13 protein-coding genes and 1 tRNA gene are annotated in these 19939 nt (G+C 51.1%); all 14 read right to left on the bottom strand.

The annotated features are described in order from the left end of the window. Positions 1-35 precede the first annotated feature (35 nt). Positions 36-1241, bottom strand: coding sequence for an elongation factor Tu (gene tuf / locus B3N34_RS05825; protein ID WP_286975707.1), 1206 nt, complete (start codon positions 1239-1241; stop codon positions 36-38). A gap of 63 nt (positions 1242-1304) precedes the next feature. Beyond that, the gene (gene fusA, locus B3N34_RS05830) at positions 1305-3380 is read right to left on the bottom strand and encodes an elongation factor G (protein ID WP_286975709.1); all 2076 of its coding nucleotides are present in this window, start codon (positions 3378-3380) and stop codon (positions 1305-1307) included. A gap of 30 nt (positions 3381-3410) precedes the next feature. Beyond that, positions 3411-3881, bottom strand: a complete 471-nt coding sequence (gene rpsG / locus B3N34_RS05835) for a 30S ribosomal protein S7 (protein ID WP_286975712.1) — start codon at positions 3879-3881, stop codon at positions 3411-3413. A gap of 20 nt (positions 3882-3901) precedes the next feature. Next, positions 3902-4273, bottom strand: coding sequence for a 30S ribosomal protein S12 (rpsL, locus tag B3N34_RS05840; RefSeq protein WP_009201492.1), 372 nt, complete (start codon positions 4271-4273; stop codon positions 3902-3904). A 32-nt stretch (positions 4274-4305) separates the two neighbouring features. Beyond that, positions 4306-4575 (bottom strand): ribosomal L7Ae/L30e/S12e/Gadd45 family protein, encoded by a 270-nt coding sequence (locus B3N34_RS05845; protein ID WP_286975714.1) that lies wholly within the window; start codon positions 4573-4575, stop codon positions 4306-4308. Between the two features lie 103 nt (positions 4576-4678). Continuing rightward, complete coding sequence (gene rpoC, locus B3N34_RS05850) at positions 4679-9637, bottom strand: DNA-directed RNA polymerase subunit beta' (RefSeq protein WP_286975716.1); 4959 nt, start codon at positions 9635-9637, stop codon at positions 4679-4681. After that, positions 9638-13189, bottom strand: a complete 3552-nt coding sequence (gene rpoB, locus B3N34_RS05855) for a DNA-directed RNA polymerase subunit beta (protein ID WP_286975719.1) — start codon at positions 13187-13189, stop codon at positions 9638-9640. 192 nt (positions 13190-13381) lie between these two features. After that, positions 13382-13468: transfer RNA gene (locus B3N34_RS05860), tRNA-Leu, on the bottom strand. Between the two features lie 17 nt (positions 13469-13485). Then, positions 13486-14511 carry an L-threonylcarbamoyladenylate synthase gene (locus tag B3N34_RS05865; protein ID WP_286975722.1) on the bottom strand — a complete coding sequence of 342 codons (1026 nt, stop codon included), beginning with the start codon at positions 14509-14511 and terminating at the stop codon, positions 13486-13488. Next, positions 14508-15638, bottom strand: coding sequence for a tRNA guanosine(34) transglycosylase Tgt (gene tgt / locus B3N34_RS05870; protein ID WP_286975724.1), 1131 nt, complete (start codon positions 15636-15638; stop codon positions 14508-14510). The genes B3N34_RS05865 and tgt overlap by 4 nt, the downstream gene beginning before the upstream one ends. Before the next feature lie 3 nt (positions 15639-15641). After that, the gene (locus tag B3N34_RS05875; protein WP_286975727.1) at positions 15642-16415 is read right to left on the bottom strand and encodes a TatD family hydrolase; all 774 of its coding nucleotides are present in this window, start codon (positions 16413-16415) and stop codon (positions 15642-15644) included. A 16-nt stretch (positions 16416-16431) separates the two neighbouring features. Continuing rightward, positions 16432-18372 carry a methionine--tRNA ligase gene (metG, locus tag B3N34_RS05880; RefSeq protein WP_286975728.1) on the bottom strand — a complete coding sequence of 647 codons (1941 nt, stop codon included), beginning with the start codon at positions 18370-18372 and terminating at the stop codon, positions 16432-16434. Next, positions 18356-19204 (bottom strand): 16S rRNA (cytidine(1402)-2'-O)-methyltransferase, encoded by an 849-nt coding sequence (gene rsmI / locus B3N34_RS05885; RefSeq protein ID WP_286975730.1) that lies wholly within the window; start codon positions 19202-19204, stop codon positions 18356-18358. Before rsmI ends, metG begins: the two co-directional genes overlap by 17 nt. Then, positions 19204-19935, bottom strand: a complete 732-nt coding sequence (locus tag B3N34_RS05890; RefSeq protein ID WP_286975732.1) for a tRNA1(Val) (adenine(37)-N6)-methyltransferase — start codon at positions 19933-19935, stop codon at positions 19204-19206. Before B3N34_RS05890 ends, rsmI begins: the two co-directional genes overlap by 1 nt. Positions 19936-19939: the final 4 nt, after the last annotated feature.

Here is a 19939-nt window from a genome sequence, read left to right on the forward strand (position 1 = left end):
GCCATTCATATCCCCCCTTTCACTTTTAAGGGGACTTACTTGTCCAGTATGTCCGTTACTACGCCGGCACCTACTGTACGTCCGCCTTCCCTTATGGCAAACCTCAAGCCCTTCTCCAAGGCTACGGGAACTATGAGCTTCACTTCTATGTTGGCGTTGTCTCCGGGCATTACCATCTCTACACCCTCGGGCAGGGTTATCTCACCAGTGACGTCGGTGGTCCTGAAGTAAAACTGAGGTTTGTAGCCGTTGAAGAAGGGGGTATGTCTTCCGCCTTCTTCCTTCTTCAGGACGTATATCTCGGCTTTGAAGTGTTTATGGGGAGTTATGGTGCCGGGTTTTGCCACTACCTGGCCCCTTTCCACGTCGTCTTTGCCCACGCCCCGAAGGAGTATTCCTATGTTGTCTCCCGCTATGGCCTCGTCTAAGATCTTTCTGAACATCTCAAGGGAGGTGGCCACGGTCTTTGTCTTGTCCTCCCTCATGCCTACGATCTCCACTTCCTCGCCTGCGTTTATCTTTCCTCTTTCGACCCTGCCGGTGACGACGGTACCGCGTCCCGTTATGGAGAAGACGTCCTCAATGGGCATGAGGAAGGGCTGGTCCACTGGACGCTCCGGAAGGGGTATGTAGCTGTCGCAGGCGTCCATGAGCTCCCATATCCTGCCGCACCACTGACACTCCCTCTTGCCGCAGCCGCACTCCAGGGCCTTCAGGGCGGAGCCTCTTATCACGGGGACTTCGTCTCCCGGGAAGTCGTAGCTCGAAAGGAGGTCTCTCACTTCCATCTCGACAAGGTCCAAGAGTTCCTCGTCGTCTACCATGTCCACCTTGTTCATGAAGACCACTATGGAGGGGACGTTGACCTGCCTTGCCAAAAGGACGTGTTCCCTCGTCTGCGGCATGGGTCCGTCGGCAGCGGATACAACTAATATGGCTCCGTCCATCTGGGCTGCTCCGGTGATCATGTTCTTTATGTAGTCGGCGTGTCCGGGGCAGTCAATGTGGGCGTAGTGTCTGTGTTCGGTCTGGTACTCCACGTGGGATATGCTTATCGTTATGCCGCGCTCCCTCTCCTCAGGGGCCTTGTCTATCTCGTCGAAGGGGGTGAAGTCAGCTAATCCCTCGGTGGAAAGGGTCCTGGTTATAGCGGCGGTCAAGGTTGTCTTGCCGTGGTCGATGTGCCCTATGGTTCCTATGTTTAAATGTGGTTTCATCCTCTCAAACTTTGCCTTTGCCATGCTTGTCAGCCTCCCTTAAAAAATTTATTCCTCAATAATTTTAAACTTATTGTATTAGAGCATCTAAGATGCCGATGCCAACAATTTTTCCGCCACCTCGGAAGGAACTTCCTCGTAGTGGCTGAATTTCATCGTAAACGTAGCCCTTCCCGAGGTTTTATTCCTCAGTGCACTGGCATAACCGAACATCTCGGACAGAGGAACGTAGGCCTTGACAACCTTTGCTCCCGATCGAGTGGCCATGCCCTCGATCCGCCCTCTGCGCGATGAGAGGTCTCCCATAACATCTCCAAGGTATTCCTCGGGCGTTACTACCTCCACCTCCATAATAGGTTCCATCAAAACAGGATCTGCCTTTTTCATTGCCTCCTTGAAAGCCATAGACGCAGCTATCTTGAAGGCCATCTCGGAGCTGTCGACTTCATGGAAGCTCCCGTCCACCAGCGCAACCTTTATGCCTATGACGGGGTATCCCCCAACGACACCACTGGTTAAGGCTTCTTCTACACCCTTTTGTACGGCAGGTATAAATTCTTTGGGGATCACGCCCCCCACGATCCTGTCTTCAAACTCGTATCCCGTATGTCCCGGGAGGGCTTCTATTTCAAGCACCACGTGGCCGTACTGACCGCGACCGCCGGATTGGCGTATGAACTTGCCCTCTCCTTTAGCGGGTCTTTTTATGGCTTCACGGTAGGCAACTTGAGGCTTGCCGACCCTGACGTCAACTCCAAATTCCCTACGCAGCCTGTCTACTATAATCTCCAAGTGAAGCTCGCCCATACCGGATATGATCGTTTGCCCCGTCTCGTGATCTATGGCAACCCTAAATGTCGGGTCTTCTTCTGCAAGGGCAGCCAAACCCTTGGACAACTTGACCTGGTCGGCCTTGCTTGCCGGTTCGATGGCCAAAGAAATGACCGGTTCGGGTATGTTCATCCCCTCCAATACGACGGGTTCCTTTTCATCGCAAAGCGTGTCTCCCGTCCTCGTGTTCTTAAGGCCGGGAATTGCCACTATCGCTCCGGCCAAGGCCGATTCGATGTCCTCACGTTTATTGGCATGCACCCTCAATAATCTCCCTATACGCTCCTTCTTCCCGGTGTTCGTATTGAGCACCGACATTCCGGTGTGCAGTTTTCCGCTGTATATCCTCGTATAAACGACCCGACCGACATATGGGTCCACCAACACTTTGAAAGCCAGTGCCGTAAAGGGCGCCTCCGCATCGGTATGGCGGATAACTTCCTCTCCCGTGCGCGGGTCGACTCCCTTTACAGGGGGAATGTCCAAGGGAGATGGAAGGTAATCGATCACCGCATCCAAAAGCAATTGAATCCCTTTGTTTTTGAGGGCCGATCCGCATAGCATGGGAACCAGCTTTAAATTTATGGTACCGAAACGCAGAGCCCTTTTTATGCTCTCCTCCGATATTTCCCGGCCTTCGAGGTAGGATTCCATGATTTCGTCGTCAACTTCGGCTAAGGCCTCTATCAGGCGCTCACGCCATTTTTTGGCCTCTGCCAGAAAAGCCTGAGGTATCTCTTCCAATTCCAAGCGGGTTCCAAGCTCGTCGGCGTACTCGATTGCCTGCATCGTTATGAGGTCGATAATGCCCTTAAAGGCATCTTCGGCGCCCATTGGCAACTGTATGGGAACGGGGTTTGCCCCTAACCGTTCCTTAATCTGCTCCATAACGTCGAAGAAATTTGCGCCCACCCTGTCCATCTTGTTCACGAAAGCAATTCTGGGCACCCTGTACTTGTCCAACTGGCGCCAAACCGTTTCTGACTGCGGTTCAACTCCTCCTACAGCGCAAAAGACGGCGACCGCTCCATCCAACACTCTGAGCGATCTTTCTACTTCCATAGTAAAGTCCACGTGCCCGGGCGTATCAATCAAATTGATCATATATTCCTTCCAGTAGCACGTCGTAGCTGCCGAGGATATGGTAATGCCCCTTTCGCGCTCCTGGTCCATGAAGTCCATCGTAGCGGCGCCTTCGTGCACCTCGCCTATTCTATGTATTTTTCCCGTATAAAAAAGAATGCGCTCCGATGTCGTCGTTTTGCCTGCATCTATATGCGCTGCTATGCCAATATTGCGTATTTTGCGAATATCTATTCCTGCATCGCTCATGCCTTACAAATCACCACCCTAATTACCATATTACCAGCGATAATGGGCAAAAGCTCGGTTTGCTTCAGCCATTCTGTGCGTATCTTCACGTTTCTTTACCGCTGATCCTTCTCCCTTGTAAGCATCTACAAATTCCCTGGCAAGGCGCTCGATCATGGGAATGCCTTTACGAGATCTGGCGCTGTTTATTATCCACCTTATCGCCAAGGCCTGAGCTCTGGCGGGGTCTACTTCCACTGGAACCTGATAAGTAGCTCCTCCGACCCTCCGCGGCCTGACCTCTATGAGGGGTTTAACGTTCTCCAAAGCTTTATCGAAAACCTCATCGGGAGATACGTTTAGCCTCTTTGCAGCCACTTCTAAGGCTCCGTATACTATACGTTCGGCAATGCTCTTCTTGCCATCGTACATGACACAATGAATAAACTTGGCTATTGCTTCGTTCTTATATAAAGGATCGGGGTGAACCTTCCTTTTAGTCACATGCCCCTTTCGCGGCATGACATCGACCTCCTCGTTCTCTATTTAGGTTTTCTTACGCCGTACTTAGACCTTCCTTGACGGCGATTTTCGACTCCGCCGCAATCAAGAGCCCCGCGCACAATGTGATAACGAACGCCGGGAAGGTCCTTGACGCGCCCTCCGCGAACCAATACCACCGAGTGCTCCTGCAAATTATGGCCAATCCCGGGAATATAGGCCGTAACCTCTATGCCGTTCGTCAACCTCACACGAGCCACTTTCCTCAAGGCGGAGTTTGGCTTCTTTGGTGTAACGGTATAGACCCTCGTGCAAACTCCTCTCTTCTGCGGATTACCCTGCAATGCCGGAGCACCGGATCGCTTCTTCTTCTCCTTACGCCCTTGGCGTATTAGCTGATTGATGGTAGCCACAAATGTCCCCCCTTCGATCTGCTTAAAAATATCTATCTTATATTATTGGTACTTCGATCTATTAATAAGCCGGCTACTGCCGCCGGCCTCTCGATCAAACAGGCCCTTCCCAATATCTTAGAGTCATCCGCCCATTCCACCGGGATGCTCCTCGCTTCCGCCTCTTTGAGCACTGATTCGATGACCTTTTTTTCGGCGTCACGCGCGACGAATACTTTCACGATCTCCGACTTGATTAACTTCCTATAGACGCTTCTGGCACCAACTACGCGTTTGCCAGCGGCCAGCTCCTGTAAGGGCACAATAAATCACCTTCTCGTGACATAAGGCACCGAGGAATAATAACAACGCCGAAGCGCAATGTCAAGTGGGCCCCTTTTATTCGGAACCCACTTGACGAGGCTCCTACCCCGCTCGATCCGCCGAAACGGATTCGAAAACGGGCTCCCTCTTCACTTCGACTACCTCGAAGTTGCGATTCACGGTAGCGCCTGTTCCAGCAGGTATCAGGTGTCCTATTATGACGTTTTCCTTCAAGCCTTTAAGGTAATCGACTTCGCCGCGAACGGCAGCCGATGCCAACGCTTGAGCCGTCTGTTGGAAGGACGCGGCCGAAAGGAAACTATCCGTTGCAAGAGCAGCCTTAGTTATGCCCAATAATACCGGCTTCCATATCGGCTCCTGGCGAAGTTTTCTCACGAAGGTCACCTTTTGTATAAGCCTTTCGACTTGAGACAACGCCAGTATCGGCCTGATGACGATCTTCGTCGGCTCCAGCTCGGTTAGGCGTTCTAGAACCTGCTGATTGACTTCTGTCCCTGCAGGTACGACAACGTTCCCCAATTTATCCTTAACAGGCTCGAGCAGGACCTTTCCGTAAATTTTTTCGGTAAGGACGCTGTGAAGTATTTTCTGGCGCGAATATATCTCGCCGTCAGCCTCTATAGCCGTTATATCGCCTTCAATTATACCGCGAACAATGCTGCCGTCCACTATAGGCGGGACATCTATGGGTTCGTTTCCGCTGGCATCAATAACCTTGCCAAGCGGCCTGCCCCATATCTTGCTGATCAGGTATTCCTGGATGGCATCGGGCAGATCTATCGTCTCGGGGGCCTTCCATACCTTGATTTCTTTAATGAAGCTCTCCTTTATTTTTAAAGCGGCTTCCCTTGTCAAAAGAGCATCCTTAACAGCTATAACCGTATCACCGCTTACAACATCCTCGGCTAAGTAGGTAACGTCACAAAGGGAGAAGAGCTTATCCGTATCCAGGATCTGCAAGGGACTTCGCAGGTCTTTGGTGATAAGTGTAAGCTGTTTCATCGAAAGCGAACTCCCGGCATCGATCTTCACGCCATCGCCGGATTCGTAATCCTCGACGAGCTCCAACCCTTCAAGCTCGCGTCTGAAAAGGGATTCTCCCACTATAACCCTTATTAATTCTCCCTCATCTTCAACTATCAATTCAGTAAGGGCTGTCCCTGGCTGCAACAGGATCTTGATGGCCCCTTCGTCGAGAGCCTCTCCTTTGTACTGAGCGGCATGGTCCAGCGACCCCTTGCCGATAACATCCTTGAGGATTTTACCCTTCAACATGGCTACGGAATCATCTATGCATCGCTGGTTATGCTCTCTGATTTCCCGGACTTCCCTTTCCAGCTCGTCGATCCACACTATTTCACCAACCACGTAGGAGGTATCTCCTTCATCGGCTATCCGAACTTTGTTAACGGGCGCAACCTTGCGCAATATTACCTCTATATGCTTATTGTTTATGGAGACGCCTTGAGATTTGTAAACCTCCTGGATTCCGTCCACCATGTAGGCGTGCACGGCCTCGATACCATTGACCTCCATCAATTGCTGGGGGTCGATGTAACCTTCGGTCAGCACCTGGCCCTTCTTCACCTCGTCTCCCTCTTCGACGAGGAGCATTTGAGCCGTGGAGACGTTGAAGCTCATCTTTTCGTCGGGGTTGTCGGCGGATTGTATGACGATCTTTCTTTTGCCCTCCATCTCTCGAATCTCAGTTACGACCCCGTCGACCTCGGATAGTAAGGCCGTCTTCTTTGGCTTTCTCGCCTCAAAGAGCTGTTCCACCCTGGGAAGACCTTGAGTGATGTCCTCGCCCGTAATCCTCACGCCACCGGTATGGAAAGTCCTCATGGTAAGCTGGGTACCGGGTTCACCGATGGACTGAGCTGCCACGACTCCCACGGCTTCGCCTATGGCTACGGGCTTTCTCGTAGCCAAATCAAGGCCGTAACATTTCTGGCATATGCCATTGCGAAATGCGCAAGTCATGGGACTTCTGACCCAGAGGCCCTTTACTCCCGCAGCCTCTATGGCGTCGGCCTTTTCCTGATCTATGATCTCGCCCGCCCCGACTAAAACAGTCCCATCGACAGGATGGCGCACATCCTCCAGAGCCGTCCTGCCGTAAATCCTTTCGTTCAAAGGGATCACGACCTTGTCGTCCTGAAGCAGAGGAGTGATGTAGACGCCTTGATCTGTGCCGCAATCTTCCTCGAGGACAATGATGTCCTGCGAGACATCGACAAGTCGTCTCGTCAGATAACCAGACTTGGCCGTCCTCAATGCCGTGTCGGCCAACCCCTTCCTGGCGCCATGGGTGGAAATGAAGTATTCCAACATGTTAAGCCCTTCCCTAAAGTTGGAAACGATAGGATAGTCGATGACTTTACCGGAAGGATCGGCCATGACTCCCCTTATGCCCGCCATCTGGGAGACCTGGCTCTTGCTGCCGCGAGCGCCGGAATCTATCATCATGCGAAGTGGATTTAATTCATCCATATGCTCCAAAATGCAGTCCGCGATTTTGGCTGCGGCCTCCGTCCAGAGAAGCTCCGTTTGCCTCAAATATTCGTCCTCGGTGAGGATGCCCATGCCGTACTGGTTGTTGAGCTCGCTCTCCTTTTCCATTACTTCCCTGACGATCTCTTGTTTCTCGGGAGGAATAACGATCGAATCTATGTTCAGGGAAACTCCAGATTTGGTAAACCATCGATAGCCCAGAAGTTTAACGTCATCTAACATCTTGACCAGGTCTTCGTGTTCTACTCGGTCGAAGGCCATATCCAGCAGGGCTCCCAGGTCCTTTTTGGCAATCTGTTTATTGATATACCTCAACGACGAGTGAAGCATGCTGTTAAATAACGCCCTCCCCGGCGAGGTCTCGATCAGCTGCCCGTCCCACAACATCTTCACCTTTGCGTGGGGGTGGACCACTCCGTGATCCAGAGCCGTCAATACGTCTTCAATATCCCTGAAAACCATGCCCTCTCCCTTGCGCCCCTCGGTCATTGCAGTCAAGTAATATATCCCCAAAACAACATCCTGCGTGGGCGTCACTATAGGTTTGCCGTGGGCCGGCGACAACAGGTTGTGTCCCGCCAGCATCAATATCCTAGACTCCGCTTGAGCCTCCAAAGAAAGAGGAACGTGAACGGCCATCTGGTCTCCGTCGAAGTCGGCATTAAAGGCAGTACAGACCAGCGGATGAAGCCTTATAGCCTTGCCTTCCATTAGCAGGGGCTCAAAGGCCTGAATTCCCAGACGGTGCAAAGTGGGCGCGCGATTGAGCATAACGGGATGGTCTTTGATTATCTCTTCCAGGGCTTCCCATACCTCATCTCTCCTGCGCTCTATAACGCGCTTTGCGCCCTTTACGTTTGAGGCTATGCCCTTCTCAATAAGCTTGTGCATTACGAAAGGCCTAAACAGCTCCAGTGCCATTTCCTTTGGTAAACCGCACTGGTAAAGCTTGAGTTCCGGACCAATGACTATTACGGATCTGCCCGAGTAGTCGACGCGCTTGCCCAGCAAGTTCTGACGGAAGCGCCCCTTCTTCCCCCTGAGCAAATCGGTCAAGCTCTTAAGGGGACGGTTGCCTGCGCCCAAAACGGCCTTACCAACCCGTCCATTGTCTATCAGGGCATCCACGGCCTCCTGAAGCATTCTTTTCTCGTTTCTTATGATCATCTCCGGGGCTCGGAGTTCCTGTAACTTTTTCAGACGGTTGTTCCTGTTGATGACCCTCCTGTACAGGTCGTTCAAATCGGAAGTGGCAAATCTGCCGCCGTCGAGCTGCACCATGGGACGCAAATCCGGGGGAATGACGGGAAGAACGCTCATGATCATCCACTCCGGCTTGCTGTCGCCCTTCCTGAAATCTTCCACAACTTGAAGGCGTTTTATCAGCTTGCGCTTCTTTTGGCCCGTCGAATTCGCGATCTCTTCTCTAAGGGATATGGCCAACTCGTCTATATCTATGTTCTTGAGTAACTCTAAAATGCTTTCCGCCCCGATGCCTGCTGCGAAGTCCTTGTCGTAAGCCTTGCACAGCTTTTGTTCTCTTTCGACTATGATGTCGCACTGCTCAAAGGGCGAATCGCTTCCGTCTATCACTATATATGAAGGATCCTCGATAGTCACCGTCTCCTGCTGAGAGGTAAATCTGCCAGGATAGTTTTTCATATAAAGCTGCAACTCGGAAGCCGAAACCACATCGTCCTTAGAAAAGGGCAGGCGCACGGCAGCGACGACTATAAAGGCCTCCTGGTTTTTGATAGTCGCCCTCTGGAATTCGACCTTGACGCCATGTCTTTGGAGTCGTTCGATGTCGCTCTGGCTTACCACATCACCAACCCTGAAATTGGCATCTTCTATCTCGGTGATCGTGTAAGCCGGCTCGACTTTAAAAAGGTCATCGCCGTACTCCGTTCGATAGCGAGATACCTGTTGGGCCGAAAGTATATCCCCCTCTTTTAAGGGCAAATCGTCTACTCTAGTGATACGATACGCTTCCTCAGCTTTGAATTTAGGATCGTAGTGCCTGTGTATGCGCTCTTCGCAGGCAGGTATGAGATCGCCTTTTCTGACCAGATCGGGCCTTTTACCCTCCATGACTACTTTGTAGAGGATTTCCCTTCGCCTTAAAGGGGCGAAGTACACCACTCTCTCCAGATCTTTGGATGTCGTTCCTAAAAACAGGCTCAACCTGCTCGGAATGCCGCGCAGATACCAGATGTGAACGACCGGACAGGCAAGCTCTATATGGCCCATCCTCTCCCTTCTCACCTTGCTGTCGGTAACTTCGACTCCACAGCGGTCACACACTATGCCCTTAAATTTAGGGCCGTTCCGCTTGTATTTCCCACAGGCGCATTCGTAACTTCTTACAGGTCCAAATATGCGCTCACAAAAAAGACCGTCCTTTTCGGGCCTAAGGGTCCTGTAATTTATCGTCTCAGGGCGTTTTACCTCGCCGCTTGACAGTTCCCTTATCCTTTCGGGACTTGCCAACCTGATTCGAACGCCTACAATTTCGCGATTGTTCATTTACGCATCATCCCCCTCAGGGTCCACTTCTGCTTCGTCATCGTCCGGATCGCCGAAGATCCTGGCTTCCAAACCTATCTTTGCCTCTTCCTTTTTTGTCTGAGGTTTTTTCTCCGTCTCTTTCTTCACTTCAACTATATTCTGCTCTTCCTCCTCAACGTAGCCAACACTGTCGTCGTCGTAAAGGACCTGCACGTCAAGGCCCAATCCCTGAAGCTCTTTTACAAGTACCCTAAAGCTCTCGGGCACACCGGGGTTTCCTATGTTTTGACCTTTGACTATGCTCTCGAATGTCTTGAGACGTCCCTGCACATCATCGGATTTGATGGTGAGCATCTCCTGCAATATGTGAGATGCGCCATATCCTTCCAGGGCCCAAACTTCCATTTCTCCGAAGCGTTGTCCGCCAAATTGGGATTTTCCTCCCAGAGGCTGTTGCGTTATCAAGCTATAGGGGCCAACGGATCGGGCATGGATCTTGTCGTCGACAAGATGGATCAACTTGAGCATGTACATATATCCCACGGTAACTTTATTCTCGAAGGGTTCGCCCGTCCTCCCGTCGTAAAGGACGATGCTTCCGTCCCTGGTGAGATCGGGAAGCTTGCTATCCCGAATTTCCTCCATATACTTGAATATCTCGTCCACAGAGGCGCCTTCGAAGACTGGAGTCGCAACGCTCCATCCGTTGTGATAGGCCACAAACCCTAATATGGTCTCAAGAACTTGGCCCAAGTTCATTCGACTGGGAACGCCAAGCGGGTTCAAGACCACATCTACGGGGGTGCCATCGGGCAAATAAGGCATGTCTTCCACGGGCAAGATTCTGGACACAACCCCTTTGTTGCCGTGGCGTCCTGCCATCTTATCTCCCACGGTAATTTTTCTGATTTGGGCCAAAAATACCTTGACCACTTCGTTGACTCCGGGAGGAAGATCATCGCTGTATTCATCCCGGGAAAGCCGCTTAACGGCTACGACCTTGCCACCTTCGCCGTGAGGCACCCTCAGAGAAGTATCCCTTACCTCACGGGCCTTTTCCCCGAAAATGGCCCTGAGCAACTTTTCCTCAGGTGTCTGATCCGTTTCGCCCTTGGGCGAGACCTTGCCTACCAGGATATCCCCGGCCCTCACCTCAGCTCCTATGCGAACAATGCCTCTTTCGTCCAAATTTTTCAGCTGGTCTTCTCCCACGTTGGGGATATCTCTGGTTATCTCCTCGGGACCCAGCTTCGTATCCCTGGCATCTATTTCGTATTCCTCTATATGGATCGACGTATATACGTCCTCTTTTACGAGCCTTTCACTGAGAAGGATGGCATCTTCGAAGTTATAGCCCTCCCACCCCATAAAGGCAACCAAGACGTTCCTGCCCAACGCCAATTCGCCATGATCCACCGCCTGACCGTCTGCCAGAAAATCTCCCTCATTGACAAAATCTCCCTTTCTGACGATAGGACGCTGGTGTATTACCGTTCCCTGGTTAGACCTTCTGAACTTTATCAAAGTATAGGTATCTACCAAGCCATCCTCGATAGTAACCTGAATTTTGTTGGCATCGACATAGGTAACCGTCCCGGGCCTTTTGGCCAATATACAGGCTCCCGAGTCCCTTGCGACCTTTTCCTCCATGCCCGTGCCCACAAGGGGAGATTCGCTCTGCACGAGAGGAACAGCTTGTCTTTGCATGTTAGAACCCATCAAAGCCCTATTGGCGTCGTCGTGTTCAAGGAAGGGTATCAGGGCTGCTGAAACGGACACGATCTGTTTTGGCGTTACGTCGACGTAATTTACCTGTTCGGGAGGGACTATGACTATGGATCCGCGATGCCTGACGTGGACTTCTTCTTCGTATATCCTTCCCTCTTCATCCAAGGGTATGTTTGCTCTGGCGACAAAGGCCTCGTCCTCTTCGTCGGCGGGAAGATACACAACTTCGTCGGTGACATACCTGTCCCTGACGACGCGCTTTGGCGACATCAGGAAGCCGTATTCGTTGACCCTGGCGTAATTGGCCAAGGAGGTAACCAAACCTATGTTTGGACCTTCCGGAGTCTCGATAGGGCATATCCTCCCATAGTGAGACGGGTGTACGTCCCTCGCCTCAAACCCCGCTCTTTCTCTGGTCAAACCTCCGGGCCCCATGGCGGACAACCTCCGCCTATGTGTGACGTCGGCCAGGGGGTTAGTCTGATCCATAAATTGAGATAACTGGCTGGAACCGAAAAATTCCCTTATTGCAGCCGAGATGGGGCGAATGTTTATGAGATCGTGAGCCGTTGCGGTAGAAAGATCGGGTATGGTGGTCATCCTGTCCTTTGCGATGCGTTCCATCCTCAGCAATCCTATGCGAATTTGATTCTGAAGGAGCTCCCCTACCGAACGGACACGCCTGTTGGCGAGATGATCTATATCGTCCTCCCGCTCCAATCCGTCTCTCAAGTTGAGTATGCCCTTAACGATGGTCACCAAATCATCTATAGTGAGCAGACGAACCTCCTCGGATATATTGAGACCAAGCCTTCTGTTCAATTTATACCTTCCCACTCGGCCCAAGTTATATCGTCTGGTATCGAAGAAAAGGGAATAGACGTAATCTTTGGCGTTTTCCACCCTCAGAGGCTCGTTAGGACGCATGCGCCTAAAAATCTCGAGCATCGCCTCCTCGGGCGTATCGGTGCCGTCGCGTTCCAGGGTAGCTGCGAATACAGGGTCCACATTCCACAATCTTACCTTCGTCCTGCCGCTGTTCCATAAAACTTCGACGTGCTCTTTGGTGAGACGGTCGTTTTTGGGTATTATCACGTGGCCGGCGCTGTCTATTATGTCTTCGGCGATCAAGCGCCCTCTAACCTCTTCCTCTACGATATCGACCTCTTTCTCGACACCTCCGAAGGTCCTTAGCAACTCCGTATTGTCCCTGATGCCAAAGGCCTTTAGAAGCGCTGTTGCGGGAACCTTGCGCCTATTGTCGATGTTAACGGACAAGACGTCGCCCGGGGTGAGGTCGAATTCGAGCCAGGCGCCTCTGTCAGGTATAATCTTGGCCTTGTAAACCTCCTGACCGGGAGCCCCCGTCTCAATGCTGAAATAAACTCCAGCCGAACGAGCCAGCTGGTTTACGACAACCCTTTCCGTGCCGTTGACGATAAAGCTTCCTCTGTCCGTCATTACGGGAAAATCTCCGAGGAAAATCTCTTCCTCCTTGATCTCCCCGGTGCCGCGATTGATCATCTGAACTGTAGCGCGAAGAGGCATAGACCAGGTCAAATCCTTTTGTCTTGCCTCTTCTTCCGTCAAGGTGGGAGGATCGATGTAATATCGAACAAACTCGATGACAAAGGAACCGTCGTAACTTTCTATCGGAAAGATCTCTTCGAGCAGCTCCTGAAGCCCCTGAGACTTTCTGTAGTCAGGGGGGACATCGGGTTGCAAAAACCATTTGTAAGATTGGTGTTGCAGCTCGACTAAATAAGGCAGGGCGACTAATTCTTTTGAAGGACCAAAAGACAACCTCTCGCGTTTTCTCCCCATATTCACGAAATTTGACATGGGAGCAACGACCTCCCTATCTATGTTTTTGGTGGGTTAAAATGGGAACCATTGTTTATAATGCGAGCGAACATGATAACAAATGGCGAACGCTCTGTCAATACCATAGGAATATCTCTTTTCCATAACTTGATGTGATTATGGATACATCTCACTCCTGAAGGGATGAACATAATTATGTAGTTTTAAGAATGGTGGGCAGGGGGGGATTTGAACCCCCACAGGCGCTAAGCCCACTGGCTCCTGAGGCCAGCGCGTCTACCTTTCCGCCACCTGCCCCTGCTTCGCATGGCGATTTATTTTACTACGTCATGCGGGTTTTCGTCAAATTCAGCCGACGAAGCTCTATAAAGCCGATCTCTGATGGCCAGACCCAACCCCTCTTTGGCAGGATAATCGGCCACTATCACCTTTACGCCCTTTTTTTCGAGGTATCGCATAGCCATAAAAAGTCCTCGAGCGTAATGTTCAAGAGAATCGAACAAAATGACCTTCTCCGAAATATCCAGGGGAGGTCTTTTGATGCCCATGTAACCTACCGCTTCAGCCCCCTCGACGGGCCAATCATCGCCCTCTCTCCAAAGCACAACCCTGCACCGGGGAGCATAGTGCCTGTAACGGGTACCCGGGGACTTGCGCCTAACATCTTCTGCCCGGCCTGCTCCCAATTCATCGGGCAACATGACTTCTTCGCCAAACCCCTCTATGGCCTCAACGGGCAGACCGCCCGGCCTTAAAAGAACTACTTTTTCCTGCATCACGTCTATGACTGTAGATTCCACGCCCACGTCGGTCGGCCCGGCATCCAAGATCACATCTATACAGCAACCGAGATCGTCATAGACGACCCCTGCATCCGTGGGACTTGGCCTTCCGCTGGTGTTGGCGCTTGGAGCTGCTATGGGAACGCCGGATTTCTCTATCAAGGCCAATGCCACGGGATGGGCGGGCATCCTCACCGCAACCGTCTCAAGCCCTCCCCTCGTAGCTTTGGGAACAATATCCTTGGCCTTCATGACCAGCGTCAAAGGACCCGGCCAGAAACGTTCCATCAACCTCAAAGCTTTCGGGGTGGTGTGGGCAATTTTTTCTGCCGATTCCACATTTGCTACATGAACTATCAAGGGATTGTCGCAGGGACGTCCCTTAGCAGAGAAGATGCCTCTCACGGCACTTTCGTCCAGGGCATTGGCACCAAGGCCGTAAACAGTTTCCGTGGGAAAGGCAACTAACTTTCCCTTCGCTATCGCTTCCGCGGCAATTTTTATTATTTCACGTTCTGGGTTCCATTTGCCTATTTTATATATTGCAGCTTTTTTCAATCCGCTTCATCTCCGAAAACCTCTCGGCAATGCTCTAGAAGGTCGGGAAAAGTGCCGTCTATAATGGCCCTTCTCGCCTTGCGCGCAAGATCTAACATGAAATGCAGGTTATGCCAAGTACAAAGCCTTGACGCCAAAATTTCGCCTGCTTTATGGAGATGACGAATGTAGGCGCGGCTGAAATTTCTGCAAACATAACAACTGCAATTAGGATCCAGGGGAGAAAAATCCTCTTTAAGCTCTTTCCTGCGAACGTTCAACTTTCCCATCGAGGTCAGCACCGAACCGTTTCTCGCGTTTCTCGTCGGCAACACGCAATCGAACATATCCACGCCCCTTGCTATCCCCTCCACCATATCAAGGGGATGACCTACACCCATAAGATAACGGGGCTTCGTCTTGGGCAACAACTTGTTCAAGAGCTCTAAAACTTCATGCATGAGCGCCTTCGGCTCCCCAACGGCCAAGCCCCCTATGGCGTAACCTGGGAAATCCATATCCACCAGCGCATGACAACAGTATTCGCGCAAAAATGGAAAGACAGAACCCTGCACTATCCCGAACAGAGCCTGATCCCTTCTCGAATGTGCCTTTTTACAAAGTCCCGCCCATTTTATGGTTCGAAGGGTCGCTTCCTTAGCGCCTTCTTCCGTTATTGGATAGGAGGTACATTCGTCGAAACACATGGCTATGTCACTGCCTATGGCTTCCTCTATGGCCATTACCAGGGCAGGCGTCAGAAAATGTTTGCTGCCGTCCAGATGGGACTGAAATTCCACGCCCTCATCGCTTACCCTTCTCAACGACGCCAGGGAAAACACCTGAAAGCCCCCGCTATCCGTCAAAATTGCCCTGTCCCACCCCATAAAAGCGTGAAGACCTCCCGCCTTTTCTATTACATCGACGCCGGGGCGGAGATAAAGATGATAGGCATTCCCCAAAATAATGCGAGCTCCCAAAGCCTCAAGCTCGAAGGGTGCCATGGCCTTGACGGTGGCCTGGGTCCCCACGGGCATAAAGCAGGGCATCTCTATCACTCCATGAGTCGTATAGAACTTGCCTGCTCTGGCTCCGGTATGGGGACATTCGGCAATGATCTCATAGCTGAAAAGCTTATCCCTCCCCATGGCCTACCATCCTAAAAGCCTCATCGAATTATCGAACACTACTTCGGCCAATTCTTCCACCTCAATGCCTCGCAAGGCTGCAATCGTCTCGTAAACGTAACCGACGTTGGCCGGCTCGTTCGGTTTGCCTCGAAGGTCCTCCGGAGAAAGGTACGGAGAATCGGTCTCGCAAAGAATGCTCTCCGGCCGAATGGAGGCGGCGATCCTCCTCAAGTTTTCGTTTTTTCTGTAGGTAATTGTACAGGCAAAGGAAATATAAAAGCCCATGTCGATAGCTTTTTTTGCATGTTCCATCTCCCCCTGAAAACAGTGCAAAACCCCTCCCACCTCGAAGGCGTCTTCGGCTTCCAAAATCTCCAGGGCCTCATCGTAGGCATCTCTCACGTGACATATGAGGGGTTTGCCTACGCACTTAGCCCATTCTATGTGCTTTATGAAAAACTCCCGCTGAACATTCCTGGGCGAGAGGTTGCGATAGTAATCCAATCCGGTCTCCCCTATAGCCAGCACCGATTCGTTCTCTCCCAAGGAAAGGAGCTCCTCGGGAATGCCCTCTTTCAGATCCTTCACGTCATGGGGATGAACGCCAACGGCCGCAAAGGTCCTCACGGCCGTGACCTGCCTCGCCAAAGAAAGGGCCTCGAAGCTCGATGCTTCGTCCACTCCGGGTACGAGCAAACGCTTCAAACCCTTGCCTGAGGCCCTCGCCAAGACCTCGTCCAGATGGCCTTTCAACGGCGACATATAAATATGACAATGGGTATCGGCCAATCTCACGGGGCATCGCAACTCCCTAATGCACACGGCTTCCCGTGGGTATTTCGTCGTTATCGACGGTAAGGAGAGCAAGTTTGGAACCGTCATGCGATTCTGCGGCCAAAAGCATGCCGTTGCTCATCACACCTCGCAGTTTTGCCGGCTTCAGGTTGCAGATCACTATGATCTTTTTGCCCTCCAGTTCATCAGGTTTATAGAATTCCTTTATACCCGAAACTATCGTCCTCTGCTCATAACCCAGATCCACCGTCAGCTTGTAGAGCTTATCGGCTCCGGGAATGGGATCTACGGATATAACCTTTGCCACCCTGAGTTCGACCTTTTTAAAGTCGTCAACGGATATCTCTTCTTCATGATCGCCAGGGTCTGGAGCCAACCCCTTTTTAGCGTCCCTTTCTGCCTTTTCTGCAGCCCATTTTCTAATGTCTATCCTCGGAAAGAGGGCGCCTTTCTTCAAGACGGCAGTGCCTGCCGGATAGGGAATCTTTACGGTTTCGAAGCTATCGATTGACAATTTGCCCTTTAGGCCCAGCTGTTCCCATATTTCTAAGGCCTTAGCGGGCATAAAGGGGCGAAGGAAAAGAGCTATGCACTTCAGGGACTCGCAAAGGTTGTACAGCACGTTGCTGAGACGTTTTCTATCGCCTTCTTCACCAAGTTTCCAGGGCATGGTGAGGTCTATGTATTTATTCGCCAAACCCACATATCCCCATATCTCCTTTAGGGCATCATCGTAGGCAAAGCGCGACATGGACCGGTCCACCCTTTGAAGCAACGCTTCTACGACATCTCTTCCTATTTCTTGATCCTCTTTCGTCGATTTCGAGAGAGGTTCCGGAACGGTACCGTCAAAATATTTGACAACCATCTGCAACGTCCTGGACAAGAGGTTGCCAAGATCGTTGGCCAGATCGGAATTAATCCTCTGGACCAGGGCCTTTTCAGAGAAGTCGCCATCTAGGCCGAAGGGCACTTCTCTCAACATGAAATAACGGAAAGGATCGGCTCCGTAAAGATCAATGACCTCAAAGGGATCGACGACATTTCCCCTGGACTTGGACATCTTTTCGCCTTCCACAGTCCACCATCCGTGGGCAAAAACCTGTTTCGGGGGGTTGACTCCTAAGGCAAGAAGCATGGACGGCCAAACGATGCTGTGGAACCTCAATATGTCCTTGCCAACCAAATGGCGGACGACGGGCCAGTATTTCTTCCATCTTTCTTCGTCTTGGGGATAACCACAGACGGTCAGGTAGTTGATCAGGGCGTCAAACCACACGTATATTACGTGGGCATCATCGCCAGGTACGGGTATGCCCCACTTAAGGGTAGTCCTGGAGACCGACTGATCTTTAAGCCCCATTTTTATGAAGCTTACTATTTCGTTATAGCGGGACTCCGGCAGGACAGCCGTGGGGTTTTTTTCGTAGTACTCCAACAATGGTTGGGCATATTTCGACATGCGAAAGAAATAGCTTTCCTCCGTCATCCTTTCAAGGGGACGCCTGCAATCGGGGCAAGTTTTCCCTTCTCCCATCTGGCTTTCCGGGACATAAGTCTCACAGGGGATGCAGTACCACCCCTCATATGTTCCTTTGTATATGTCACCCTGATCCATCAGCTTCTTGAAGATATACTGAACTACCTCGATGTGCCTTTGTTCCGTAGTCCTCACGAAATCGTCGCAGGATATGTTCAATGCCTCCCAAAGCTTCTTGAAATTCAGCACAGTCCTGTCCGCCAGCTCCTGAGAGGTGATCCCCTCTCTTTGAGCGGCCTGTTGAACTTTCTGACCATGTTCGTCAGTTCCGGTAGCGAAAAGGGTATCAATTCCGCACATCCTTTTGTATCTCGCCATGACGTCGGCAGCCACCGTCGTATATGCATGTCCTATATGAGGGACATCGTTCACATAATAAATTGGAGTGGTAATATAAAAACTACTCTCGCGATTCATCTTTTCCTTCCTCCATTCTTTCCCGACCTAGTACGAATTTTCTAACCCGGTTTTTCTCTATACCATAGCTTTCGGACAGAATTTTTGCAATATCCTTTATGGGCATGCCCTCTTTTCTCATGTTGACGGCCACCTTCTGCCATGATTCGTCCTCTTCTTCAATCGCTGTGTCTCTAAGGCCATCCACTACAAGGGTTATTTCGCCCCTTACCTCCCTTGAGCCGCCGAGAATATCGGAAAGAAAACCTCGAAGGCATTCCTGGTGTATTTTCGATATCTCCCTCACCAGCGCTGCTCTTCTGTCGCCCCAAATCTCGATGATGTCTTCTAGGTCTCGCTTTAATTTATGGGGTGCGACGTAAAATAGCGAAGTATGGGGCAAATTTCTCAAGGATATCAAAAATCTCTGCCGCGAGGCCTTTTCTTCAGGAAGAAATCCCAAAAAGGAAAATTGAGACGAAGGAAGTCCCGACATGACGAGGGCAGGAAGTATCGCAGAAGGGCCGGGCAGAGCATCCACTTCATGGCCTGCCTTAATCGCTTCACATATCAGAAGTTGTCCTGGATCGGATATGCAAGGCGTGCCTGCATCGGATATCAAGGCAACCTTTATTCCGCGGTCCAGCATGTCCAAAACTTCACGGAGGCGACTTTTCTCGTTATGCTCATGGTATGAAAGCATCTTTACTTTAATATTATAGTGGTTTAGTAGTTTGATCGCCCGCCTCGTGTCCTCGCAGAGTAGAAGGTCCGACGTCTTCAGCACCTCTATAGCCCTGAAAGTAATATCCTTTAAATTTCCTATCGGCGTCGGGACAACAAAAAGAGGCATCAGTTTTCCTCCAATTCATAGGCAGCAAGAAGTTCGGGGGTGTAATCTCCCTTTTCGTCGCATATAAAAAGGGGAGGCTCCAACCTCAGACCTCTTCCTGCATTCCTTCTGGCCTCGATCAAAACGACGGAGGCTTCTGTCTTTGGCTTGGGGTAGACGATTTTCAACCTCTTAAGGGGCATTCTGTTTTTTTCAAGAAGGTAGCACAATTCAGAGGTACGTTTTGCCCTCAAGACCATATAAAGCCTCCCCCTGTCCTTCAACAAATAAAATGAGGCCCTTATTACGTCCTCTAAAGTGCAGGCAATTCCCTGTTTTGCGAGGGCAACGCCCTCCTTTGGACTGGTCCTGCTTTTCGAGGCTTCATCGTAGGGAGGATTGACCACAACCGCATCGAAGGTCTGGGGGGGAGAAATTGCCGATATCTCCCTTACGTCACCCCTTTCGAAGGTGACTCTGTCCTCAAGATCGTTGGCTAAAGCATTCTCTCTTGCAATCTCGATCAGCTCCTCCTGTATGTCAATGCCCTTTATTGCAGACACCTTCTGCCACCTCTTGGCCAATATCAGGGCAACGGCACCGCTTGCCGTGCCAAGCTCCATCACTCGATCCTTCGACCGCAACCTTACAAACCACGACAACAACACGGTATCCACTGATACCCTGGGACCGTGCAGCGGTTGTTTTAATTTCAGCTTGCCGTAAAGTATATCATCCAAAGTTATCTCCATCGCT

Source organism: Acetomicrobium sp. UBA5826 (assembly GCF_002433005.1).
Taxonomy (GTDB): Bacteria; Synergistota; Synergistia; order Synergistales; family Acetomicrobiaceae; genus Acetomicrobium.